Below are 25,304 nucleotides of genomic sequence, written 5' to 3' on the forward strand. Positions count from 1 at the left end.
TCAAGTTCGGAAATGTGCACAAGTCCTTCTTTCCCAGGGATACACTCGACAAATACACCGAACTCTTTCATGGATTTTACTACACTGCGATAGGTTTTCCCCACCTCTATTTCAGCGGAAACTAACATGATTTGTGCGATGGCCTGTTCAAGCATTTCTTTATTATTGGAAAAAACCAATATGTTGCCGCTGTTATCTTCGTTTATATCTATTTGCGCACCAGTGAGTTCCGTTATTTTTTTGATATTTTTACCGCCTGGCCCGATGAGCATTCCGATTTTGTCCGGATCTATTTTTAAGGATTTAACTCTCGGAGCATTTTCTCTAAGATCTTCTCTCGGTTTTGGTTGAACCAAAAGCATCGCCTCTAAAACCTTGGCGCGATCCGATTTATTTCTAAGAATAGCTTCCTTGGCGATCGAAAGCGGAAGACCTTTGATTTTTAGATCGAGCTGAAATCCGGTGACACCCTTAGCCGTTCCAGAAATTTTGAAATCCATATCACCAAAATGATCTTCATCGCCTATTATGTCGGTGAGTATCACGTATTTAATGATATTTCCATCCCTATCTGATTCAGTGATCAATCCAGTGGATATGCCCGATACCGGAGCCATTATTTGTACGCCGGCATCCATAAGCGCCAAACAACCGCCGCAAACACTTGCCATGGAAGAAGATCCATTCGATTCTAATATGTCTGACACCACCCTTATGGAGTAGGGAAATTCCGCCTCAGGTGGAAGTACCGGTGCCAGAGAACGTTCAGCCAGAGCGCCATGACCTATTTCTCGGCGACTTGTACTGCCTGTCCTCCCGGTTTCGCCAACGGAAAATGGAGGAAAATTATAATGCAAAATGAAGCTCTTCGATTCTACGCCGCCGGTTATGGCATCCAGTTCTTGGACATCGCGACTTGATCCAAGTGCCGTAGTTACAAGTGCTTGGGTGTCACCGCGTTGAAAAATTGCCGATCCATGAACGCAGGGCAACACATTGGTTTTGCATGATAATGGTCGAATTTCATCAATTTGACGGCCATCAGCCCTCCTATTTTGGTCGAGAATGCTCTTTCTATACAAATCTTTTTGTAATTTTTCCAGTACCAAATTTGTTTCAACCTCATCAAAAGCATCTTCGCCTAGTTCTTCAATTAACATCGCTTTGGCTTTTTCTTTGATTTCACTAACGATTTCTTCGCGCAAAGCCTTAGAATTTTGAAATAAAGCGGCCGATAATTCGCCATTCAATTTTTCGCATATTTTGAAAACATTTTCATTTAACACCTTCAGATTGAACTGCTTTTTTTCCTTTGTGCATTTTTTCGCCAATTCCTTTTGGGCTGATATTATTGGTTGAATTTTTTCCTGAGAAAACTCCAATGCTTCCAAAAATTTTTCGTCCGGAAGCTGATCAGCATTACCCTCGATCATCATCATATCTCTTTCATTACCAACATATATTAGATCAAGTCTAGACTCGAGCATTTGATCATTGGTAGGATTTATAATAAATTCATTATCGATATAACCCACTCTTAGGCAACCTATGGGGCCAGCCCATGGTATATCCGAGCACAGCAACGCCGCCGAAGCACCATTGACCATTAGTATGTCTGCTTCATTTTGCAAATCCGCCGATAGCAATATGCCCATTACCTGAACTTCGTTCATGAATTTTTTCGGAAACAACGGCCTAAGTGGCCTATCGCAGAGTCGCGATGTCAAAATTTCCTTTTCTGACGGTCTGCCCTCTCTTTTGGCATAGCCACCAGGTATTCTCCCCGACGCATTGAACCTTTCTCTATAGTCAACGGTTAGTGGAAAAAATTTTTGATCTGGTGCCACAGATTTTGCAGCGACGACACTTACAAACACACTTGTGTTTCCATAACTTACTATTGCCGAACCATTTGCTTGTCTAGCAAGATTTCCGGTGGAAAAACCCATATCCAATCCATCTACTTTTACATTGTACAACTGTTCCATTGAGGTCTATGATAAAAATAATCTTTAATAGACTCAAGGAAATAAAACGAGTTAGCCTCGAATTAGGAGCCGGACAGACTGGTGCTTAGTTTCATTACACTGGTTACAACACTCAGGGCCAGAGCAGCTACCAGTCCAAAGGCAAAGCCCATGGCCAGTGTGGAAAAAATGTTCGTCATTCTTTTCAAATTGTCATTCAAGCTCTGGTTAAATATATTAAACACTTCTTTGAATGATGAAGCGATGTCTCCGGTATTTTCGCCCACGGATAGGATATCTAAGGCCATCTCCGGGAACACGTTATTTTTTTCGAAGGCCAGACAAATGGATACGCCATCGAGGATTTGCTTCTTTGCCTCTAGGAAATTTTTCTTAAAAAGTGTATTTGATGATGAATTCTCGGTTAACTTCATGGCCTCGGTGGTATTGATGCCGCTGCCAAGCAAGGTACCAAGCAAATTAGCCGTTTGGCAGTAATAATTTTCTTTTATCGCCGTGCCTATTAACGGAATTTTCAACATCCAGCAATCGGTGGCGAATTTGCCATTGGGAGTTTTTCGGAAGCTGACAAATAGGAAAACTACTGCGATGACGCCGAGCAGGACGAAGTGGCCATAGCTCAGAGCGAAATTTGCCGAAGCCATCAATATTTTTGTGATCAACGGCATTTCTCCGCCCAGTGATGATAGCATTTTTTCTATCTTTGGCATGAGGAAAAACAAAAAAACAAGTACGACCACGGTGGCCACACAGCAGACAATTATTGGATAGGTCATGCCCGCTACGAATTTTTTCTTGATGGCCTCCTTGGTTTCGAGGAAATCGAGCAGATTGCGCATGATGGGCAATAGATTACCGGTTTTTTCTCCGGCTTCGATCATGCATATAATGTTTTCCCCGAACACGTCGCTGAAGGATCTCATGGCGTCGGAAATGGTCTTACCTTCACATATATCCTTGTGAATGGCTTCGGCAATCGTTTGTTCAATGGGGTTTTTTGTCCTTACGCGCATTATTTTCACCGCATCACCAACGGCAAGGCCGCCAGCATACAATTGCAAGAATTTTTTTATAAAATTATAGGCGATTTTTGATTTATTTACTCCAAAGCCAACGCCGCCTTTTTTCCCGGAAGATGATTTATCGGTTTTCATGCCACCCGAAGCACCGCCGCTCTTTTCAGCTATGGATGTGATCTGTATGCCTTTGGCGGCCAACATTCTTACGGCATCTCTCCTATCATTAGCATTTATGGTGCCACTGGTTTTTTTCTTCGAGGAATCCATGCCTACATAACTAAAAGTTGCCATACTGTATATTATAATATTATATTTTTCTGTTCGATCAACGTAAATATAGATTATTATGGTGGATTATTACAACACATATTTATGCAAAATGATATTGCCAGCTGTGGGTTTATATTTGAGAATAGTGCATTACTGAGGTTAGAACTGGGTTTAGATTAGGTGATATTTTTTTCTATAGTTATTTTTTTTCTGGTTTTTGACTGGGTTGATTGCGAAGCTACCAGGATTCCGATGGCTAGGTTTTCGCTGCCAATTTTTGACGAAAATGGAAATAAAGTTTTGGAGTTTTCTGGCGAGGAAGCCGATTTGGTAAGCGATAATGATGTTAAAATTTTTTCTGCCAAGATGCAAACGATGATGCCAGAAGGTGATAATAATATGGAATTTTCGGTGATGGCCGATGAGGCGGATGTTTCGATAAAAGATGAAGCGGCGATGGGTAATGGCGTGATAGTCATTGATGGTAATGGGTTTTCGGTCATCGGCAATGATTGGGAATTTGTGGGGAATGGAGATAAAAAATTTATCATATCTTCGGGGGCTCAGGTATTTTTTGACAAACATCAAGATGAAATTTTATAGATACATATTCATGCTTATCATGTTCCAGCGGAGTTGGTTAGTTGCTGATGATGTTTTCAGTGAGATATCTAGCAATAGGCTGGAAATTTCGCCGATGGATGGTCATATGGAGTTCAAATTTTCCGGAGATGTCAGGATAAAGACCACGGAATTTCAGGCCAGTGCCGATAGGATGGTGGTGGTGGCCAAGGCTCCGAAGGGGACGAAAGCCATGGCCAGTTCGCCATCGTTTGATGCCATAGAAAGTATTGTGGCAGAAGGAAATGCGACGATGCGCCAGGGCGAAAGAAGTGGGTCCGCAGATAGGGTGGAGATAAATACAGGAAAAAATGAGATTTTTTTGATCGGCAATGCTAAAGTTTCTGATTCCAGTGGAACGGTTTGCGGAGATATGAAGATAAATTACAGAACTAAATCCGTTGAGGTGATGAGTTCAGAGGGTGGTAGAGCCGCTGTGCAAATTAATGCAACGGAAGGCTTGGTTAGCATTCCGGAAAGTATTGCGAAAAGTGATGTAAATCAAGATGTTACGAACAATATCGATAGCTAAAAAGTATGGTAATCGTTTGGTGGTCTGTGGCATAGATTTGGCTGTACAGGAGGGTGAGATTGTTGGATTATTGGGCCCGAATGGTGCTGGCAAGACGACGACTTTTTACATGATTGTGGGATTGGTGAAAGCCACAGGTGGTGTTGTGTTGTTGGATGATAAAGAGATAACGAAAGTCCAGATGCATAATAGGGCGAGCTTAGGGTTAGGATATTTACCTCAAGAGCCGTCGATTTTTAGCAAATTGACTGTGGCTGATAATATTAGGATTGTGATGGAGTTTACTGGAGTTAGGAAAAGTGAGATTGATGATAGAATTTTTTGCTTACTAAAAAACTTTGGGATAGCGCAACTTGCGAAACATAGGGCCTGCACTTTAAGTGGGGGTGAACGCAGAAGATTAGAGATCGCCAGGGCGTTGATTACTAAGCCGCGATTTCTTCTTCTGGATGAACCATTTAGCGGAGTTGATCCGATAAGTGTTGCTGATGTTCAGAGCATAGTTTTAGGGCTCAAAGAGCGTGGAGTTGGTGTATTGATAACAGATCATAATGTTCGCGAAACCCTTGCAATTGTGGATCGTGCTTATCTTATTTACGATGGAAAAGTTCTATGCGAAGGGGAGAGAGATAAACTTTTGGCGGATGATAATACCCGAAGGCTTTACCTGGGCGAAAATTTTAGAATGTGAAGGTTAATTTATGCAGGCGATAGATATTGTGTCAAAAAAGATGATGGTGGTCGGTGATGGTGTGATTTACAATGTTTCTGAGATTATTCGATTGTCGGCGGGTAAAAAAATTCAAGGAGAATATGTCTATCTATCTGATGTCGAGAGTGTTAACACCGATACATTGTTGTGTTTCAACACCTACGATGGCTTCAGCATGAAGATGTTACTTCGGGATATTTTTCATATGAATATTGTGATTACGGCGAGTTCAGATGAATTTGCCAGCGTTTTGCAGCGGAGAAGTGATGGTATAGCTTCTGGCAATTGCTTTCCTGGTGCGAAGGATAAGTATTTGCTTTTGAATGACTTATGTGCTAAGTTTAATGTAAGGCCATCGGAGGTGATATATGTGGATGATTATTTGGATGGGGAGCGAGATTTGCTTAGAAGTGTGGGCATTGTAATTTCTCGAGACATTTCGAATTATGCTGAACATGCTAATTGCGAACTGGTTGAGATCCGAGATCCTCATTGTGGTGTGGTTAGAGATTTTACGAATGAGTATTTGGACGGGCTTAGCGAGGTTTTGGAATTTTATAACCGGACAAAGAGGTGGAAGGCAGCGACGGATTTTGAAATAAAATCTGAGAGGAAGGCGATAAAGGTGTTGGCATTGGACGTGGATGGCACTTGTACCGATGCGATGAGGATTTTGTCGGTCAATGGAGTGGAGTATAAGCGTTTTAATATCAAAGACATAGAGGCTTTAATGCAGTGGATATCCATGGGCAATTTAGTATTTTTCATAACCGGCGACCCTGGATGCATTGCAAAGAATTTTGCCAGGTATATTGGTCTTGATGATTCGGTGGTTTTTGCCGAAGTTATGGACAGAAAGGTTCAGATTATCAATGAGTTATGCAAAAAAAATGGTTTTAGCTTAGGAGAAGTGGCCTATATGGGCGATGATGTGAACGATCTTGGTGTGCTAGAACATGTTGCGGAGCAAAATGGCATTTCTGCCTGTCCGGTCAATGCCATACCTTTGGCTAAAAATTGTCCTGGTGTGGTGAGGCTCAAAGCCCATGGTGGCGATGGTGCGATTGCTGAATTTATTAGCATGCTAGTGTGTTGATAACCAAACTGTTATGTGCATTTATCTATGCATGACTTGTTTGGCGGAGTTCAATGTATTGCGTTCTTCCTTGGACAGCGATCCGAAACCGGATTCATTGATTTTATCCAAAATTCTATCGATTTCAGTTTTCTGGGCGCTTTGACTGGTTATGTATACATTATAATTATCACTTTGCATGGGGTCGATGGCTTTTGGTTGCTTTTTAATGACATTAACTAATGGATTTTCAACAGGTTGCGTGACCTTAGCTTTGCCATTGAACCAGCGGTAGCACAGGAGGCCGCCGATTATGCCGCCGATGTTGGCCGAGGCTATGATTGGTTTGTGGAGAAAGATTTCACCGAAGAACATGCCAATGATTTCTATCACCAGTACAGCTGTCAATAAGTGTTTTGGCTTGAGCGACATCGGAAACACGAAAAGGAAAAAAAATATGGCTTGTTTGTCCGCATTGCAGGCGCAAAAATAGCTTAGAAGGCCTAAGCAGGCGATGATAGACCCGGTGAGGGATCCATGGTCGTTCCAGTGCAAGCAGAGCCAGGTTAGGCCACCGACCAGAGATGCTGTAAAGAACACAATCAGAAGGCGTTTCGATCCAAACTGCCGTTCTATGGTTGTGCCAAGCAGCCATAGGGCGATACTGTTCAAAAATAAAGACATAAGTCCTTCATTGATAAAGGAATAGGTTAATAGTGACAACAAATTAAGTCCATTTACATTGGTTGCCGAAAGAGAAATTTTTTTGAGGAATATATTTGAGCTAAACCACACACTGAAAAGGTTTTGCAATACATAACATGAGGTAATAGCGACGAATAGCCACGTTAAAGCACTCATTTTTCGATTGATTTTTAAAATATTCATCATGTCTGCCTAATCTCTTGATAATCCTAAAATTTTTAAAAGTAAAGTCAATTTGATTGGATTTATTGATTTAGATGATTAAATTTGAGTTTGTGGTAACACATTATGGTGGAATGAGAACAATTTCTGAATTATTTTTTGGGCTGAAATGCAAGTTCTTGGGGGATCCGAATGCGGCGGTGGACAACCTGACGGACTGTAATATTAAGGCCAATAAAACGAGCATGTTTTTCGCCATCCATGGTAATTGTTGCGATGGGAATTCATTTATTGCCGATGTGGTGGGCCGTGGATGCGGTGTGATTGTTACGGAACATTTTCATCCACAGATAGATAGTGTTACGTTTGTGATAGTTGATAATGTGAGAATGGTTATGGCTGTGGTAGCTAAGAGATTTTTCTGCATGCCGGACGAAGATCTTTATATATATTGTGTAACTGGTACCAATGGAAAGACTTCCATTACATACCTTCTGGATCATTTGGAGGCAATGAAAACTGCTGTTTTGGGAACAATCGGCTATAAAATTGGAGCTGTGGAGGGGTGGCTGTCGAACACGACACCTGGAGCTATAGATCTATTTAATCTGCTCGATTGTGCGCGGCGCAATGATTGCAAAGTCGTTGCGATGGAAGCAAGTTCACATGCGTTGTACCAGAAGAGGACTCATGGATTATCGGTGGATGTGGCGATATTTAGTAATTTATCTGAAGACCATCTAGAATACCATGACGGCATTGATAACTACTTCAAAGCGAAAGAGATATTGTTTTTAGGCGACAATGGTTTTTTGCCAGATATGGCCATTGTGAATGCGGATGACAAATATGGGCGAATTTTGGCTGAAAAGATTAGGAGTTTTACCAACAGCGAGGTTATTACCTACGGCACTGATTTGCTGGCAGATTTTCATGTAAGCGACATTTCATTGAGTTTAGCATTGACATCATTTGTGCTGAATGTATGCGGAAAGGTCTATCATTGTGAAATGCCATTGGTTGGTAAGTATAACGTGATGAATGTATTAGCGGCAGTAGCTGCAGCTAGTTCCATGGCTGACATTGAAGTTCTTATTGATAAAGTTAAAAATTTTCCTGGAGTTCCTGGGCGATTGCAACGGGTTGTCAATGGCATTGGGGTTTCGATTTTTGTAGATTACGCACACACAGAAGATGCATTGATAAACGTGTTGTCGACGCTTAAGCCATTAACTAAAAACAAGTTAATAGTTGTTTTTGGCTGTGGCGGTAATCGTGATAAAGCCAAGCGTCCGAAGATGAGCAGAGCGGCATTGACCTTTGGGGATGTGGTGATTGCCACTTCGGATAATCCTAGAGATGAAGCCATTAAGGACATTTTTTTGGACATGAAAAATGGTGTCTATGGTACTGATAGGATGATTTTTGTTGAAGCAAGGGAGGAAGCCATCCATTTGGCGATAAGCGTTGCTAGCGAAGGTGATACGATTTTAATTGCTGGCAAAGGTCATGAAAAATTTCAGCAGTTTTCCGATAGAAAAATACATTTTGACGATGTGGAGGCTGTCCTTAATGTATTGGCTATGAGATAGTTGCAGATCAATACTGCCTTCGAAAGTTTGTTGGTTGCTTTATTCCAAATGAAATCACTTCGTAGAAATTTTTTGGAATTTCGGCTATAAATCTGCTTTTTTGCAGAGGCAGTGCAATGGTTGCATTTCTGTTAACTTGTTGTGATTGATAGGGATAGCACATATATAATTCATCCTTGGCACGAGTGACTGCCACGTAAAATAGCCGACGTTCTTCGGAAATATTTCCTTCATCGATGGCACGCTTGAGTGGAAAGTTGTTTTCTGTCAAGCCTATAATAAAAACCACAGGAAATTCTAATCCTTTGGCTTGATGGACAGTGGTCAACCGTAGTTGGTCCTCGGTTGCAGTCATGTCGGTCGCGGTGGTTTCGGATTGCATGAGTGCAACTTGATTGAGTAAAGTTGTGGTGTCGTTGAATTTGCTGGCAAAATTAGCAAAAGATTCCACGTCGTCTTGTCGCGAATTGCTGTTGTTAAAATTTTTTTGTAAATAGAAAATGTACTCTTCATAGAGAGCTAATGTTATGAGATCTCCCACAGAGTTGGTCGCTATTTGTTCTGTATCTCTTTGGGCGGCATACTCAAAGAGGTCATCTGGCTGATGGATATATTTTGAGCCATTCATATATTCAATGCCAGTGTGAATTTTTTTCAGTGTGCGAGCCAATGGGCGCCAATATTCTAGGGAGATGGTTGGCACTTTTGCAATGACTGGTTCGTCTTCAAGGCAATTTACGGGATGTTTGTTTTTTAAGTCCGCGTGGGAGTGCAGGATATGAAACAATTTTTCTGCAGTTTTTTCGCCAAATTTTGGCAGCCGACATAAAATTTTTACGAATGCTCTGGAATCCATGTGATTGTTCGCAAATCTGAGCATGGCAATGATATCTTTTATATGAATTTGTTCAAAAAATCTAATGCCGCTGGTGATATTGTAAGGGATGCCGTAGCGCGTCAATTCCATTTGGAGCTCCATGGAATGGTAGTGAGCGCGATAGAGTATAGCCACATCTGATAATTTATAACCATCTTGTTTTAAATTAGTTAGGCGTTTTATTATGAAATTTGCCTGCTGTCTTGGGTCAGTGGTTTTTACTAAAAACGGCAATCGGCCTTTGGCCCGTGCCGAACTGAGCGTTTTCCCATATCCTAGTCTTTCTGAGACATGTATCTCATTGGCTAACAATAGGATCTGTGGCGTACTGCGGTAGTTTTTTTCGATTTTCAGAATATTTGTTCCTGGATGGCGGTCAGCAAATTCTGTGATATTTTTGATATTGGCACCGCGCCAAGTATATATGCATTGGGCATCGTCACCTACAGCAAATATTTGATGATCAGTGGCTAATGTGTCGACGATCTGCATTTGAATTTCATTGGTATCTTGGTACTCATCGACCAGAATACTACAAAATCTTTGGCCATAAAAATCCAAAAGATCGTTATTTTCTTTCAATAGGTGTAAAAAATGCAGTAAAAGATCATCGTAGTCGAGGACATTCTGTTCGAATTTTTTTTTCTGATATGCACTGGAAAACTTTGTGATATAATCGCTTATATAATCAAAGTATGAATATTTTTGTTCCAAAACATTGGCTATGGAAGTTCTTGTATTGATCGAATAGCTTAGGATTTCCAACATGACCCTTGGGCTTGGATTGCTTTTATTTTTCAGAAATTCATTATCAATTTCCTTGACACATTCAGAAAATAATGATAGAGAATCGTTGTCGTCTAGAATGCAAAAATTTTGCGATATGCCAAGTCGATCGCTATGCCTGCGCAGAAATTTTTGGGCTATATGATGAAAGGTGCCGCCATAGAAATTATCACTGGTGAATCCGGTAATTGTTTCGACTCGGCTGAGCATTTCCTTAGCAGCTTTATTTGTGAATGTCAACAATAAAATATTTTCTGGTGCCACTCCATGTTCCAGCAGCCAAGCCACTCTATAGGTGAGGGTTCTGGTTTTTCCTGTGCCGGCTCCGGCCAGTACCAGTGTCGATTTCGTTGGAGATGAAACAGCAAGGTATTGATGTTCATTTAATTCTTTTTGAAAATTTGTTGCCATGCAGTCTTTGGATTTTAAGTTAATTTTTTTGATTTTTCCATGTATTTTTCATGCTTCTTTTCATTTGCGTGGCCCGTTGGTGTGGTGTTAAAAGCTGATTTTTTTCATCGATAAATGAAAGAAATTCCACGTCAATGCTACTGGTAAATGTAACTTGGTATTCAATTAGATAGACGTCAATCCTAGATATTTTATCATCATTGTAATAGTCAGCGATTCCGTGATATATCTCGTTGGTACTCAGTATATTTATGGAATATATGCCTGGATAAATCTGTTGTTCATTTTGCACCCTAAATGTTGATATTAAAATGTCAGCGACCTGATTTTTTCGTTCAAAAAGGCATCGGCAATAGTAGTTATAACCTAGCATTGAGTTTGCTGTAGCCAAATTGCCTTGGATTAATTCTTGCCGAATTCGAGTACTACTTATGCGAAATCCATTTGCCATAAGTGATTGAATAACAATTACTTCTATGCCAATTTTGCTGGAAAGTGATTGAAGATAATTGGCATTACCAGTTCGTCCACTACCGAATCGAAAATTTTGGCCGATGCATATGGTGTTTATAGTCTTGAACTTATGTTTCAGCATATCCATAAAATCATCTGGACTTAGACTAGCGAATTCGCGATCAAAATGCTGTTCAACCATGTAGTCTATGTTTAACTTGCCCAGTTGCATGGCTTTCTGCTCATAGGTCAATATTAAATTTTTGCGATTTCCTAAAATTTCTGTTGGGTGTGGTAAAAATGTGTACACAGCGGATTTGCCACCTATGGAACTGGCCATTCCGATTGCATTTTGTATAACTCGTTGATGCCCAAGGTGTACGCCATCAAATACACCTATCGCCAATACCAGTGGGGCGTTTTTATGAATCGAAACGGTGTTTTTGCCAACTGTTTTTAAAAATAACATATTGCTTCATACTACATCGGTTACTTGTAGAATCAATTTATCTATTTCTTCTGGTTCAATGGCCAGAATGTGATCAAGTTTGGTAGCTTTTTCTAGTCTCATTGGGCCCACGCGTGTTCGAGTGAGTTTTGTCATATGTGCCCCACAGCCAAGGACTTGGCCAACATCATTTATGAGTGTTCTCACATAGGTGCCTTTGGAGCAGGACAGCTCGAACTCTGCCAATGGAGAGGCAAAATTTCCCAGAGCAAATTCAGCTATGTGAATTAATCTTGGTTCTCTTTCGACATTTTGGCCTTTCCTTGCCAATTTATAGAGAGGTACGCCGTTTAACTTTTTAGCAGAAAACATAGGAGGTATTTGATGTTGTTCTCCTAGAAAGGAATGCATTACATTTTCCACATCATTTTTGACTAATTCCGGCACAGGTTTTATGGCAATTATCATTCCTTGGGCATCATGGGTGTCAGTGGTTATTCCAAAGCACATTTCCCCCGCATAGGTTTTATCGCAATTTGTAATCAGCTGCGAGATTTTTGTTGCCATGCCGAGTAGTATTACCAATAGTCCATTGGCAATGGGATCAAGGGTGCCTGCGTGCCCGATCCTCTTCATTGATAACTTCTTGCGTAGTTTATCCACCACATCATGAGAGGTTAGCCCTATCGGTTTATCTACGAGTAGTATTCCATTAAATTTTTGTTTATGTGCCATTATTGGCTCTGAATGAACAACTTCAGACATTCTTGCAATTCATTTATTAATTTTGGCATTATTTTATCTTCGGTACCATAGGTGGAAAAGGTTGCAGCACAGGCATGGCCGCCACCACCGAATTTTGCTGCCAATAAATCGAGTCTTATTTCAGGAATATCTGTCCGTAGGCTAATCTTTATGCGATCATTAAGTATTTGCATTGCAACTGCTACCAAAACGCCCTTGATTGATCTAGGAAGATTAATTATTCCTTCGGTATCATCTTCCATGTTGGTGTTAGTGGCAAGAAAATCTTCGTCGCGAAGCACGCCAAGACATATTTTGCCATCAGCAAAGAACTCGAAGGATTGAATGAACCTTTGAATCAATGCAAATTTTTCTCTGGATTCATTTTGATAAATCGCTCGGAATATCTCATTGGGGTTAGCGCCATCATCTATTAGTTTTGCGCCGAGGTGGAGTGTTCTGGCAACGGTAAATGTATAACTGAATTTCCCCGTGTCAGTTACGATACCAGCATAGAGAGCTGTCGCCATGATTTTGGTGATCGGAAATCCAAATTGATAGGCATAATCCGCGATGATTTCACTGGTGGCAGTCGCGTGGTTGAACACAAAATTGTTTTCAGCAAAAAGCTCATTATTCATGTGATGGTCAACGGATATTATCGGCTTCTTGGCCAAGGCTTTAGTGAATATTCCACCTCGACTTACTGTGCCACAATCTACAAATATATAATCATCGACGATGGTAGTTTTTGGAGAATTTACCTGATAATTTCCAAGAACCAGCAAGAGATTGTCCGGAGTTTTGGGAGTTTCGTTCAAAAGTATGGGGTTTGAGCCAAAATGAGTCAATATTTCCGCCATGGCCACCTGGGAACCGATACAATCTCCATCAGGACGAGTATGACCTATGACACCGATCGTCTTGCCAGAGAAGTTATTAAAAATCTCAAAAAACGTTTCATACTCTGAAAAATGCTCTAAGTTGCGTTCGTCCATGGAAAGCAATGTTGGCGTGTCAAACCGATTGGCAACAGGAAATTCCTTTTTTATTACATATTTTTTTTGCGCCAAAGGAAACCTCCCTAACCATTAGATAGAGTGCACTAGGTATTATGATGGCTCCGCCCAACAATGTTTTTATTGTAATTACTTCTCCGAAAAGTACATAGCCGAATAGATATGCAAAAATTAACTCAAAATATCTGAAAGGGGCAACAGCGGACACATCCACATAGGAGAACGATTTCAATACGCAGAAAAGTAAAAAATTTGAGCTCATTCCAAGTATGAAAAACAAGCAAAGTTGGTAGATGCTAAGTGGTTGCCACAGAATAATTGCCGGTATGCTAGATAGAGTCATGGTTATAAAAGCTGTGTAAAATATGGATGAAATGGTACTTTCTCTGGAACTCAACATCTTATTTATTATGTCCAATAATGCGAACATGGACGCGCCAAAAAGCAATATCAATGTGCCAGATAGTGGGAAATTCGATGCTTCAGGATTGATAACTATGCCCACGCCGATGAAGCCGCATAATGTGGCCAACCATCGAGCACGTCCGATGTTCTCTTGCAACATTATAGCTGCTAAAAGCAGTGTGAACATTGGAATGGTGAAAGTGATGAGGGAGGCCACATTAAGGGGAACTGATTTTAACCCTGAACACCATAATGTGATGCCAGAAAATAATATTAGGCCACGGACAATATGGGCCAGCGGCCTAGTGGTTTTCAGCGATTTTAACTGGTTTTTTAACACAAACGGCAACAACGTAATAACTCCGAAAAAGAATCGCATGAACACAATCTGTAACGGATGACATTTTAGTCCTATATGCTTCATAATGGAATCATTGGTCACACAGCACAATAGGCTTGCAACGAACCACAATATCCCACGAAAATATCTAGATGTTTGCCTATTCATAAAATCAACCGACTTGCATAGACTCTTATATATGTACGAAATCGTCAAGATAATAATTATAAATGTGATATACTCTACTTATTTTATTGTAGTCCAATGACTTACTTGACAAATTAACATTATTAATGTGTAAATTGACTTTTATTAACGCTGTGATAATAATCTATGCAGTATGGAAAAAGATACTTCTGATACATATTTGACTACGCCAATGATGAAGCAGTACCAAGAAATTAGAAGCAAATTGCCTTCTAATGTATTGTTATTGTTCAGGTTAGGTGATTTTTATGAGCTTTTTGGCGATCAGGCAATTATTGCATCAAAAGTGCTTGGCTTAACTCTAACCAAAAGGCAGCTCACCCCCATGGCTGGTCTGCCGCATCATGCAGCGGGTCAATACATAAGTAGATTGTTAGCAGCAGGTTATAAAGTAGCTGTCTGTGATCAAACAGAGGAGGCTAAACCTGGTAAGATTGTTCGCCGTGAAATAACCAAAATTTTCACTCCGGGAACAACCATAGAAGAAAGTCATCTTGAGGCTAAAATAAATAGCTATATAATTGCGCTGGAGCTAGATAAACGCCATGTGCATATGGCCTGGCTGGAGGTGTCCACCGGTGAATTTCAACTATCCACAGCGCCGAATATTGATGCCATTGCTCCGGTTATAAGTGCATTGAATCCCAAGGAGATAGTTGTCTGTGATGACATTAAAACGAAAATAGATTCATTGGCCACCGGAGACCAGGAAACCTTTGGTTGGCTTTTGGATGGAAAACTTCTATCCCCTGTGCCGGTCTACTATTTTGATTGGCAAAATTGTCATGGGCTCCTAAAATCAACTCTCGGCGTTATGAACTTGCGCGGCTACGGGATCCAGGACCATCATCCGGCGATTGGTGCGGCCGGTGCGCTGCTTAAGTATGTGTCAGATAATCTAAGGCAATCGCCCACAAACATAGTAACGCTAAAGGAATACATTTCGCAAAAAAATCTGGTGGTTGATCCCTCGACGATAAAAAATCTCGAAATCTTTAGGTCTTCGGGCGGAACGCGTAAGGGATCATTTTTGGACGCCATCGATCACACGGTTACTCCCATGGGTGCCAGAATGTTGGAAAATTATCTGATCACGCCATCATTGAACATTGATGAAATAAAATCTCGAAACAATTGTGTGGAAAAATTTTTTAATAATGTGACAGAATGTGTTGCATTGCAGGAATCTATGTCCTGTATTTGTGATATACAAAGGGTTTTGACTCGGTTGCAAAACAATCCGCGCAACCCCCGGGAGCTTGGTGCTCTGAGAAGTGCATTGGGCCAATTGCCAAAAATCAAAAATATCTTAGCAGCAATTAGTTGTACTGATATTGCCAGGTTTAATAACGGTATTTATGCCTGTGCTGATCTCAGGAATTTTCTAATCGAAGCATTGGCCGATGAGTTACCCAATGATGTAAATGGCGGTGGTTTTATACGCAAAGGCTTTGATTCGGAAGTAGATAAATTGAGAGCTGTTGGAAGTGACAGCAAATCCTGGCTTACGGCCATGGAGGCCGAGGAGCAAAAAAAGACCGGCATAAAATCGCTGAAAATAAAATATAATAGCAATTTCGGTTATTTTATAGAGGTCACAAAATCCAATGTCTCGTTGGTGCCAGATCATTATATCCGCCGACAGACAACCGTTGGCGCTGAACGATATATAACTCATGAATTGCGAGAAAAAGAACACGAAATCCTGTCGTCGGAAGAAAAATTGATGAACCGCGAGTTTTTTTTATTCGGTGAAATTGTGAAAAAAATTCTCAGCAAGAGCCAGGAGTTTTTTTCGACGGCTAAAAGCATTGCAGAAATTGATGTGCTGTGCGGCTGGGCAACCATCGCACGAGACTATGGCTATTGTAAACCCGAATTGGTAATTGGCGATGAAATTGATATTAAAAATGGCAGGCATCCTGTTGTGGAGCAAATGCTTAAAAAATCCTACCAACCCATTGCAGATTCCAGAAGTTTTGTGTCCAATGACTGTTATTTGAGCTCGTCGACAAACCAAATCGCATTGATAACTGGACCAAATATGTCCGGAAAATCCACCTACATAAGGCAGGTGGCCCTCATAGTTTTAATGGCTCAAATCGGCCACTGGGTCCCAGCCGACCATTGCAAAATCGGCATTGTTGATAGAATATTTTCTAGAATTGGAGCCAGCGACGATCTGTCAAAGGGCAGTTCTACGTTCATGGTTGAAATGAACGAAACCGCTAATATAATAAATAATACGACGAATCAAAGCCTAATTATTTTGGATGAAATTGGCCGCGGGACCAGTACCTATGACGGCTTGAGCATCGCCTGGGCCGTGGTTGAGCACTTGCATCGGGGGAATAAATCCGGCCCGAAAACGTTGTTTGCTACTCACTATCATGAACTTACAAAGCTTAGCGAAAGTCTTTCGCGTCTGACCAATTATTTTGTTGCCGTCAAGGAATGGAACGATGAGATCATTTTTTTGAAACGCGTAATGAAGGGTTGTTCAGATCGTTCCTATGGCATTCAGGTCGCCAGATTGGCTGGCATTCCAGTCTCGGTGATAGACAGGGCGAAGGAAATTCTGGCCATGCTCGAAACCGAAGGTTCTATTAGCCGTTCACTAAAAAATAGAAAACCTTCTCGCCAAGGTGGTTACAATGATGACCAGCTGAGATTATTATGACTCGACTTGGCGATAGATTGTATTAAATCCATAGATGTTTACATTGATGAGGCGTTGTTCAAGTAGAAATTTATGGACCAAGGAAGCTGTGGCGGCAAAGGTCAAAAATATTGATCTTCTGTCTCATAATTCGTACACTATCAGTAGGTTTTCTGGCAGGATCATTGGCATTGATCCAAGTCTCCGTGGTACCGGATTTGCCGTCATTGACATATATAAATCTCAAGAAGCTCAGCTGATATTTTCGAAAACTCTGAAGATGTCGCCGAAATATACCCAGAGCGAATGTGTGCTAAAAATAGCCGAAGATATTTATGCAAGTTGTTGTGAATATGGACCTTGTGTGGCATCAATGGAACAAGCCATATATGTGCAAAATTTTCAGACAACTCAGATTCTTGGCATGGCTCGGGGGGCTGCCATGGTTTCGCTGGCCAGGAGGCGGATTGATCTGTATGAATACGCTCCGCTACGGATTAAGCAGGCAGTGGTGGGGTTTGGTCAGGCAAAAAAAGATCAAGTAGCCGCCATGATTAGGTCTATCCTTAAGCTAGAAAAAGAGTTACCTTTCGATGAATCCGACGCTTGTGCTGCGGCGCTATGCCATGCCTTTAGTCTCAAAATTTCATGAATATCATTGTAAAAGGTCTGGGCTACGATATTGTGGAAATTTCTAGAATTCATCGATCTGTGGAGCGGTTTGGTGACAATTTTTTGAGTAAAATTTTTACATCCCAAGAATTGGATTATTGTTTTGCCAAAGCCAATCCTTATCCCTCTCTGGCCGTTAGATTTGCTGCAAAAGAGGCCTTGGCGAAAGCTCTGCAAACCGGTATAGGTGCTGAATTTTCATGGAAGGCGTCTATGGTAAAAATAGGCATTCGTGGGGAGCCGATGGTTGAATTAAATCAACAGGGGTTAGTGCTTTTGAAGTCGTTGGCAGCGACTGACATAAAGATTTCTTTATCCCATACCAGGCTCCTTGCCAGTGCCGTTGCGATGGTTATGTAGCTATGTAGTGTGCGAGCGGTTTACGCATTTTATATATCATACATTATGGCTGTTGAAAGGATTTTTTTTATTTTGGAAAATTTGACAAATTAACTTGACTTGGTGTAATGTTTGCCTAGCAAAATGCCTGTGAATGGTACACATATAATTTTTCGTGGAGCCCATAGGGTGGTTAGCCAGGATGAATTGATAGATAAGTTAAACAGTGGCAAGCGGTTAAATATCAAATTTGGAGTGGATCCAACCAGGCCGGATTTAACCTTTGGCCATATGGTGGTTTTTAATAAATTACGTCAATTTCAAGAACTTGGGCATCAGGCAATTCTTTTGATTGGTGATCATACTGCTACGGTGGGTGATCCGTCTGGGCGATCGGCGGAGAGGCCTCAGTTAACCAAAGAAGAAGTCAATAGTAATGCACAAACCTATTTGGCTCAAGCATTTAAAGTTTTAGATAAGGACAAAACGATTGTGCGAAGAAATAGCGAATGGTTTGGTAAAATGACCTTCGATGACATGCTTTTGCTGGCAAGAAAAATGACCGTGGCGCGGATGCTCGAGCGCGATGATTTCGAAAAAAGATACAGATCCAATGTGCCCATTTCGATAGTTGAGTTTTTGTATCCGCTGATGCAAGGTTACGATTCCGTTATGCTGGAGGCTGATGTGGAACTTGGAGGCAGTGATCAACTATTTAATATGTTAGTTGGTCGGGCATTACAAAGAGATGCAGGTCAGGTTGAGCAATGTGTTTTGAGCATGCCGTTACTTGTCGGTTTGGATGGCACGAGAAAAATGTCTAAAAGTTATGATAACTACATATCATTCAACGAGTTACCCGGCGATATGTTTGGTAAGGTCATGTCCATTTCCGACGAGACGATGTGGATGTATTATGAACTATTGCTCGGTATGACGGCTGGTGAAGTTAATGAAAAAAAGGCTTTACATCCGATGGTTGCTAAAAAAACCCTTGCCCATCTACTGGTTGCAAAACTGTACACTAAAGAGGTGGCCGATGGGGAATTGGAAAATTTCGAAAGTGTGTTTTCCAGGGGCGAAATTCCAGCGGAAATGCCAACTTTTTCGCTAAAATCATTGGCCGCTTCTGCCGGCGATACAAATATCGTTAACTTGTTGACCAGCACAGGATTACTGTCTATTAGCAAGAATGAAATGCGTCGAATGATAGAGCAAAGGGCTGTGAGGGTCGATGGTAATGTGATTGACGATATAAATTATTTATTACCTCATGATGTGCGTGATCATGTTGTCATTCAATATGGTAAGAAAATGTTTATAAAATTAGTAATGTGATCTGAAAAAGTTATGATTGATTCTTTCAAAAAAATTTCCATAGTTCTCAGATAGATTTAAATATTTTTGTAAATTTATGAACTACGAACGTACATCCAATCCGGTTTTTAGGGATAAATACTTCGATGTGGCCGTTGAAGATGGTTGCCAAATGACAGTGGCCGGTACCGTAACAAAGACATCTTTGTTGTTGATGCTGACAGTGTTAGCGGCAGCTTTTGCCTGGACGAGGAAGTATGCATCCTTTGATGATGTGCTATCGAAGGCTGTGCTATTTTCAATGTTGGCTTTTGGTTGCAGTTTATTTACATGTTTTAAGCCTTTGTTAGCGAAATATTCAGCGCCGCTCTATGCAATTTTAGAAGGGCTTGTGCTTGGCAGTCTATCTCTTATATTTGAGATGAAATACCATGGTGTTGTCATCCAAGCAGTTGCACTAACATTCGGAGTTTTTAGCGCGATGCTGTTTATTTATAGAACAGGGCTTATTAAAGTTAATGAAAAGTTTGCCATTGGTCTGTTTGCTGCTACGGCAGGCATTGCCATTGTTTATATTATGAGCTGGTTGTTCAGCTTATTTGGTGGTTCTGGTTTCAAATTTCTTTACGGTTCTAGCAATTTTAGTATAGGATTTAGTGTATTTGTAGTGATCATCGCCGCTCTAAATCTGGTAATGGATTTTGACTACATCGTTAAGCAAAGCAAAGCTGGTGTCCATAAAGATATGGAATGGTTTGCATCCTTCGGACTGATGGTGACTTTGATTTGGCTCTATATGGAGATTCTGCGATTGTTGGTAAAGCTCAATGAGCGACGCCGTTGATGAAGTTGTTGGTTATCAAGCCATCATCTCTAGGTGATATAGTCCATGCATTGCTGATAATTTCTGAACTTAAGATTCGTCGGCCTGAAATTTCAATCGATTGGGTGGTGAAGTCAGAGTTTTTCGAGCTGATTGAAGCTTCGAAATTGGTAGATGATATCATTGTTTATAATAGAAAAGGTGGCATTAGGTCATTTCTGGAGACGTTGTTGCAAATCAGGCGCAGCTGCTATGACGCTGTGTGGGATATGCAAGGATTAGCCAGGAGTGCTCTAATGGCATTGGCAGCCAGGTCCAACTGTAGAATTGGCCGTAGAGACTCGCGAGAATTAGCCTGGCTTGCCTATGAGCAAAAGGTTAAATATTATCCAGATAAATTTGCCCATGCGGTGGATATATTGCGACCGTTTCTGCTGTCCATTTGCGATAGTGATGATATTTCCGGCCGGATAAATTTCCCCATCGACGAGTCAGAAAATTTTTTAAAATTAATAAAAACTTTGACGAACAACGAGTATTTATGCCTATTTCCTGGTAGCCGCAGGAAAGAAAAAGCATGGCCATATTTTGCTCAATTAACCAAACTTTTGCTTGATAAAACTCAGTTTAACGTCCTATGGCTTGGCGATGCAATTTGTCCAGATGGTGTTGATAGCGATAGGTTTATGAATTTTTGTGGCAGAACAAGCATTGGTGATGTAATAAATTTTATAAAAAAATCTAAACTTGTGATTGCCAATGACAGCGGTCCGATGCATTTGGCTGCAGCAATGAAAGTCCCTGTGCTAGGCCTATTTATCGCGACGGATCCAAAAAAATATGGTCCCTATCCATCCTGGTCCAAATCGAACTTCGTGCTTTCAAAAGAAAGTGATGAAAAAATATTCAATGAAAATGTTGTATTTGACAAAATTATTTCGATTGTAAATAATAGTTATGAATAGATTGATTTTAATCTGTACAGTGTTTTTGTGTTTATTGGGCTGCGCAACCTGCAAAACGGTTATGAATAGGAGCGATGCCGTAAATAAAAAGAATGGTTTGACGGCATTTAACCCCAAGCGTCGCAGTCAGTTACCAAAATATTCGCTGGCGATTATGGCCCGTGGCAAGGCCGATAAGGATCGGATGAGCAGGTATTTAAGGCATAATAATAGCAAAATTTCTAAGCAAAAAGCCGATTATTTTGCCAGTACGTACATTGCCGAATGTGCAATCGAAGGTGTGAATCATGATATTGCTTTTACCCAGATGTGTCACGAGACCAATTTCTTAAGGTTTGGAGGTCAAGTTAAGCCAAATCAAAATAATTTTGCTGGGCTCGGAGCCACCGATAATGGTGCAAACGGAGCTTCATTTCCAACCATTAAGATTGGTGTAAGAGCCCAGGTCCAACACCTTAAAGCCTATGCATCAACAGCTTCACTAAATAGAGATCGTGTTGATCCGCGATTTGAGAATGTTGTTAAAGCCGGCTATTGTGGATCAGTCAAGGTTTTAGATAATTTGACTGGCAAGTGGGCCACGGATCCGGCCTATGCTAATAGCATAAAAAAGAAACTTCGCGACATGTTTATGCTAAAATGACAAGCTTCTACTTCTTTTTGGTGAACAGCGAGTCCTTCCGTTTCTTGACATCGCCGGTGTAACGTTCTTCGGCGGAAAATTCGTGTACAGCTGCTACCAACGCAATGGTATTGAGTATGGTATTATCCGAAATATCGAGCAAGTCTAGTGTGCTACCCTCCAATGTTGATAAATCAGTTTTTACAATTTTACTTTTTTCTAAATTCAACTGATTTGGCGAATTATTTTGGTTGTTGTTGTTTTGTTTCACATTGGTATTGCTTGAAGTTGCTTTCGCATTTGCAGGATTTGCCTTGTTATTTTTACTGTTCTGTTTATAAGCACTTCGCATTTCCCTCACACTGTTTAACATGGATGAAATGCTACTTCTAAAATGTTGAGCTGAGATCTGAAATTCTTTAAATTCAATAAGGCAATTTATGAAAAATGACGATGATTTATCAAGTTTTGTATTTTTAAATCTAACGGAACCATCAGCATTTATGTCTATATTTGACTCAGCTTTGCATGATTCGTAGGTATTTTTCATGGTTGCCAAATCTTTTTTAAGTTCTTGTATATTTTTATTGTAATCGAAATCGATGGCCTGGAGATCTTTTTCGGTTTTATCGAGAGTATCATTTAACATATTTAGGCGTTCGCCCATGGTCGCTGCCTCTTCCTTTATATACTTGGTACAGATGCCATAGGCCTGGGCTTGGGGATAGGAGGATAGCAATTTTTTCCAATGTTCCGTGGTGTAACAATGAAGTTTCACTCCGGATGGTAGCTCTTTAATTTTGGCCGAAGGAAATATGGCTTTGATGGGTGTAATCTCCAAAGATTCAATGGGCGCGACTTCCGATACTCCAACCACATTAGATATGCACCATGTGCCAAAACATGAACTAATGATAAATATGTTGCGATTAAATTTCATAAGCAATCTAGGAACGTGTTTCCATTCTGTAGATTAGACGATTTATGTCAATGAAGTTAACTTAATCAATATTGATTTTTCAACCATAGGCCGCAGCTGACCATGGGGATGCTCAGTAAGTCGTTGTCAGATAAATGGAAAGCATCATGCAAGCCATTCATATTTACGCATTCTGTATCAGCAAGTTGTATAAAATTTTTGAAATTTATTTCGGCTAAATCGAAGGTGGCCGGTGAAAAATGTGGATTTATCGCGAATAGCAATTGCTCATTGCCGAGCTCATGGTTGGCGTTGAATAGTATGGCAATGGCTGAATTGTTTTCAATTGGGCCAAAGGCTCTTAGATAATTTTTTGATGGTCTTTTTTCCGGCCGTAAAAGTTTGCCGAGCTGGGATTTTCTGAGTTTTATATAGTCGCTCATATATTTATGAGTTGCGGAGTATTCAGCACCTCTTCCATAGCTTAGGGCATTTAAATCGCCCCTTTTGTAAGTATTTTGCACACCGGATTTGGAATGGAGGATATCGTGGCCGGCAGCAAACATGGGAATTCCGATGGAGCTGAGGAGGAGTGCTATGGATAAATTAGTACGCCGACGATCGATGACCGTCGGCGTTTTCCCATCGTTATTTGGGTTTTCAGTGATCCTATCCATCCAGCTCCTGTCATCATGAGAGGATACATAATTCACCGTTTGTGCCGGGAAACTGGACCTGTATCTGAGTGAGCCGCCGATAAAATACTCCAGGCCTTCTCGGTTTCCGTTGCCAAGAATATAGTCTGCGGCGAAGTTCCGATATTCATCGTTCCAGGCCGAAAATCCAGTACTTCTGATTTCATTACCTATGTGTCCTCTGAAACTCCATGGTTCGGCGATTAAAATAACAGATTTTTTGATTTTTTTTAATGTATTTTCTGCTTTTTTCAGAAACTCGAGGCCTAACAATTCTGCAAGGTCGAATCTAAATCCATCCACGTCATACATTTGAATGAAATGGCACAGACTATCTAGAATTAATCTGGTGCTCATAGGGGTTTCGGTACGCAGGTCGTTGCCACAACCGCTATAGTTTTCAAAATTGCCGCCATTGATTCGAAAATAGTATTCTTTATCAATGCGTGCCAGGTAATTCGGTTCGCCGACGTGGTTATACACCACATCTAAAATCACGGCTATGTTGTTACGATGGAAGGAATTAACCAGATTTTTGAATTCTGAAATTTGCGATCCTGTGGTTGGATGTAATGCATAGGCGCTGGATGGCGAGAAGTAATTGACTGGCATGTAGCCCCAGTGATATTCTTCCTTTGTATTGTTATCGAATTCCTGGATGGGTTGTAATTCCACTGCATTGATTCCCAGATTTTTGAAGTAATTATTTTCATCGGCTAGAATTTTGCAGAGGCCGGAAAATCCAAGTCGATCTTGATCGCTCATTTCGTATCTATAATTCGTCAAGATGTCTCGAATATGGGCTTCACAGATGATCAATTCGCTCCATTGTGGTGGTTTGAAATCATTTTCTTGGCTCACATGTTTGGGTGTATCGACTATGATTCCGGGGCCGTGTTTGCTTACCATGGCTATGGCATAGGGGTCGATGACGATGGATTCGTTGCCAGATTTATCAGTTAGGATATAGTTATAATATTTTCCTGAGAGGTTTTTTTTGACGGAGTATTCCCAGAGGCCGTCGCAGTCCTTGGTCATTGGAATCATATTTGGTTCACTATGAAGTGTATCCGTTAGGACCAGTGTGACCTTTGTGGCTCTGGGGGCGAACAGAGCAAAGTGGGTGCTATGGTTGCTCACCTGGGCTCCGAGTTTTTTGTCCGACTTTTTATTGGCTAATAGGCCAGAGTGATCTATGTTAGTCGGAGACTGATCGTTGCCGAACCTGATCTGGAGATTTTTGTTGAAGTCAAAATCGTCGCATTTTCTATAAAAAGAAAAGCAGTGGTAGCCGGTTTGGCTGGCGTTGTATTGAAAATTTGTGATGCCATTTTCGCAGCGGGCGATATTTTGGCAATCCGGAGGTAGAGAAGTCCAGTAGCCATTCTCGGAGACGAATTTAAATTGAGATAGGTCTGGAATTTTATTTGGATTCATTCGGATGACCCAGCAGAGTTCACCGCAGACAAGTTCTGGTGTTAGTAGCCATTCTTTGCTTTTTACATCCGGTGTCCAGTGGTTGAATGTGCCGGCCAGAAAAAATTTCGATGTGCCAGATTCTTCCAATGGTACCAAGTTTGGCAACATTATGAATATTAATAAATTTCTTTCTGAAAAATAGCCGGAATTTTTTGCAAATAGGAATGGGTCGATGCGATTGACTTGCAGATGGCTGGGCATTCCATCTTCTGTGAACTTCACCGGTGGAAGGCCACGTTCGTTCTGTTTCCAATCGTTTTTTAGGAAAAGCACACCTTCTTGTGCACTTACCCAGAATGCTCGCAAAATGTTATTGCTCATTGCATACCAGCTAAGAAAATTCAATAATTTTTTTGTGAATATGCAACAGCAAAATGTAGTGAAAAATTGAATATCTTTTTTATTTTTTTGGAGAAAAGGTTTTGGGATGAATTATTTTTCCATTGGT

At 40.8% G+C, this 25,304-nt stretch carries 22 protein-coding genes; 12 read left to right on the top strand and 10 right to left on the bottom strand.

Going from position 1 to position 25,304, the window contains the following annotated elements; genetic code table 11:
• Positions 1 to 1,988: polyribonucleotide nucleotidyltransferase (pnp, locus tag LBH49_02235; protein ID MDR0351443.1), on the bottom strand; the 1,988-nt coding region annotated here is incomplete at its 3' end.
• A gap of 62 nt (positions 1,989 to 2,050) precedes the next feature.
• On the bottom strand, positions 2,051 to 3,298 hold the full coding sequence (locus tag LBH49_02240; protein MDR0351444.1) for a type II secretion system F family protein: 1,248 nt from the start codon (positions 3,296 to 3,298) through the stop codon (positions 2,051 to 2,053).
• Positions 3,299 to 3,529: 231 nt separating this feature from the next.
• Here LBH49_02240 and LBH49_02245 point away from each other — a divergent pair, with 231 nt between their 5' ends.
• Genes LBH49_02245 through LBH49_02260 form a run of 4 tightly spaced genes read left to right on the top strand, consistent with a single transcriptional unit; the run spans position 3,530 to position 6,238 of the window.
• Positions 3,530 to 3,880, top strand: a complete 351-nt coding sequence (locus tag LBH49_02245) for a hypothetical protein (GenBank protein MDR0351445.1) — start codon at positions 3,530 to 3,532, stop codon at positions 3,878 to 3,880.
• Positions 3,881 to 3,899: 19 nt separating this feature from the next.
• Positions 3,900 to 4,430, top strand: coding sequence for an LptA/OstA family protein (locus LBH49_02250; GenBank protein MDR0351446.1), 531 nt, complete (start codon positions 3,900 to 3,902; stop codon positions 4,428 to 4,430).
• On the top strand, positions 4,405 to 5,121 hold the full coding sequence (gene lptB, locus LBH49_02255; GenBank protein MDR0351447.1) for an LPS export ABC transporter ATP-binding protein: 717 nt from the start codon (positions 4,405 to 4,407) through the stop codon (positions 5,119 to 5,121). The genes LBH49_02250 and lptB overlap by 26 nt, the downstream gene beginning before the upstream one ends.
• 10 nt (positions 5,122 to 5,131) lie before the next feature.
• Positions 5,132 to 6,238: a hypothetical protein gene (locus LBH49_02260; protein ID MDR0351448.1), complete on the top strand. Its 1,107-nt coding sequence runs from the start codon at positions 5,132 to 5,134 to the stop codon at positions 6,236 to 6,238.
• 21 nt (positions 6,239 to 6,259) lie between these two features.
• On the opposite strand, the gene LBH49_02265 is transcribed toward LBH49_02260, so the two are convergent.
• Positions 6,260 to 7,012: a rhomboid family intramembrane serine protease gene (locus LBH49_02265; GenBank protein ID MDR0351449.1), complete on the bottom strand. Its 753-nt coding sequence runs from the start codon at positions 7,010 to 7,012 to the stop codon at positions 6,260 to 6,262.
• Positions 7,013 to 7,218: 206 nt separating this feature from the next.
• Between LBH49_02265 and LBH49_02270 the strand changes: the two genes are divergently transcribed.
• The gene (locus LBH49_02270) at positions 7,219 to 8,676 is read left to right on the top strand and encodes a UDP-N-acetylmuramoyl-L-alanyl-D-glutamate--2,6-diaminopimelate ligase (protein MDR0351450.1); all 1,458 of its coding nucleotides are present in this window, start codon (positions 7,219 to 7,221) and stop codon (positions 8,674 to 8,676) included.
• 7 nt (positions 8,677 to 8,683) lie between these two features.
• Here the strand turns inward: LBH49_02270 and LBH49_02275 are convergent, their stop codons facing one another.
• Genes LBH49_02275 through LBH49_02295 form a run of 5 tightly spaced genes read right to left on the bottom strand, consistent with a single transcriptional unit; the run spans position 8,684 to position 14,327 of the window.
• Positions 8,684 to 10,750, bottom strand: coding sequence for an ATP-dependent helicase (locus LBH49_02275; GenBank protein ID MDR0351451.1), 2,067 nt, complete (start codon positions 10,748 to 10,750; stop codon positions 8,684 to 8,686).
• 19 nt (positions 10,751 to 10,769) lie between these two features.
• Positions 10,770 to 11,672: a hypothetical protein gene (locus tag LBH49_02280; protein MDR0351452.1), complete on the bottom strand. Its 903-nt coding sequence runs from the start codon at positions 11,670 to 11,672 to the stop codon at positions 10,770 to 10,772.
• A gap of 6 nt (positions 11,673 to 11,678) precedes the next feature.
• A complete protein-coding gene (gene truB, locus LBH49_02285; GenBank protein MDR0351453.1) occupies positions 11,679 to 12,386 on the bottom strand; it encodes a tRNA pseudouridine(55) synthase TruB in 708 nt (235 codons plus the stop codon).
• Positions 12,386 to 13,393, bottom strand: coding sequence for a bifunctional oligoribonuclease/PAP phosphatase NrnA (locus LBH49_02290; GenBank protein MDR0351454.1), 1,008 nt, complete (start codon positions 13,391 to 13,393; stop codon positions 12,386 to 12,388). Before LBH49_02290 ends, truB begins: the two co-directional genes overlap by 1 nt.
• 19 nt (positions 13,394 to 13,412) lie before the next feature.
• Positions 13,413 to 14,327: a DMT family transporter gene (locus LBH49_02295; GenBank protein MDR0351455.1), complete on the bottom strand. Its 915-nt coding sequence runs from the start codon at positions 14,325 to 14,327 to the stop codon at positions 13,413 to 13,415.
• A 172-nt stretch (positions 14,328 to 14,499) separates the two neighbouring features.
• On the opposite strand from LBH49_02295, the gene mutS reads away from it, so the two are divergent.
• The 7 genes from mutS (at position 14,500) to LBH49_02330 (ending at position 21,784) form a co-directional block, all read left to right on the top strand.
• On the top strand, positions 14,500 to 17,046 hold the full coding sequence (gene mutS, locus LBH49_02300) for a DNA mismatch repair protein MutS (GenBank protein MDR0351456.1): 2,547 nt from the start codon (positions 14,500 to 14,502) through the stop codon (positions 17,044 to 17,046).
• A gap of 46 nt (positions 17,047 to 17,092) precedes the next feature.
• Positions 17,093 to 17,677 (top strand): crossover junction endodeoxyribonuclease RuvC, encoded by a 585-nt coding sequence (locus LBH49_02305; GenBank protein ID MDR0351457.1) that lies wholly within the window; start codon positions 17,093 to 17,095, stop codon positions 17,675 to 17,677.
• The gene (gene acpS, locus LBH49_02310) at positions 17,674 to 18,057 is read left to right on the top strand and encodes a holo-ACP synthase (protein MDR0351458.1); all 384 of its coding nucleotides are present in this window, start codon (positions 17,674 to 17,676) and stop codon (positions 18,055 to 18,057) included. The genes LBH49_02305 and acpS overlap by 4 nt, the downstream gene beginning before the upstream one ends.
• 129 nt (positions 18,058 to 18,186) lie before the next feature.
• Positions 18,187 to 19,374: a tyrosine--tRNA ligase gene (gene tyrS, locus LBH49_02315; GenBank protein MDR0351459.1), complete on the top strand. Its 1,188-nt coding sequence runs from the start codon at positions 18,187 to 18,189 to the stop codon at positions 19,372 to 19,374.
• 76 nt (positions 19,375 to 19,450) lie between these two features.
• Complete coding sequence (locus LBH49_02320; GenBank protein MDR0351460.1) at positions 19,451 to 20,197, top strand: Bax inhibitor-1/YccA family protein; 747 nt, start codon at positions 19,451 to 19,453, stop codon at positions 20,195 to 20,197.
• Positions 20,197 to 21,141, top strand: coding sequence for a glycosyltransferase family 9 protein (locus LBH49_02325; GenBank protein ID MDR0351461.1), 945 nt, complete (start codon positions 20,197 to 20,199; stop codon positions 21,139 to 21,141). The genes LBH49_02320 and LBH49_02325 overlap by 1 nt, the downstream gene beginning before the upstream one ends.
• Positions 21,134 to 21,784 carry a glucosaminidase domain-containing protein gene (locus tag LBH49_02330; GenBank protein ID MDR0351462.1) on the top strand — a complete coding sequence of 217 codons (651 nt, stop codon included), beginning with the start codon at positions 21,134 to 21,136 and terminating at the stop codon, positions 21,782 to 21,784. Before LBH49_02325 ends, LBH49_02330 begins: the two co-directional genes overlap by 8 nt.
• 7 nt (positions 21,785 to 21,791) lie before the next feature.
• Here the strand turns inward: LBH49_02330 and LBH49_02335 are convergent, their stop codons facing one another.
• Entirely contained in the window at positions 21,792 to 22,703 is a 912-nt protein-coding gene (locus LBH49_02335) for a hypothetical protein (protein ID MDR0351463.1), read from the bottom strand.
• 65 nt (positions 22,704 to 22,768) lie between these two features.
• Positions 22,769 to 25,177: a hypothetical protein gene (locus LBH49_02340; GenBank protein MDR0351464.1), complete on the bottom strand. Its 2,409-nt coding sequence runs from the start codon at positions 25,175 to 25,177 to the stop codon at positions 22,769 to 22,771.
• Positions 25,178 to 25,304: the final 127 nt, after the last annotated feature.

Source organism: Puniceicoccales bacterium (genome assembly GCA_031255005.1).
GTDB lineage: Bacteria > Verrucomicrobiota > Verrucomicrobiia > Opitutales > LL51 > JAIRTH01.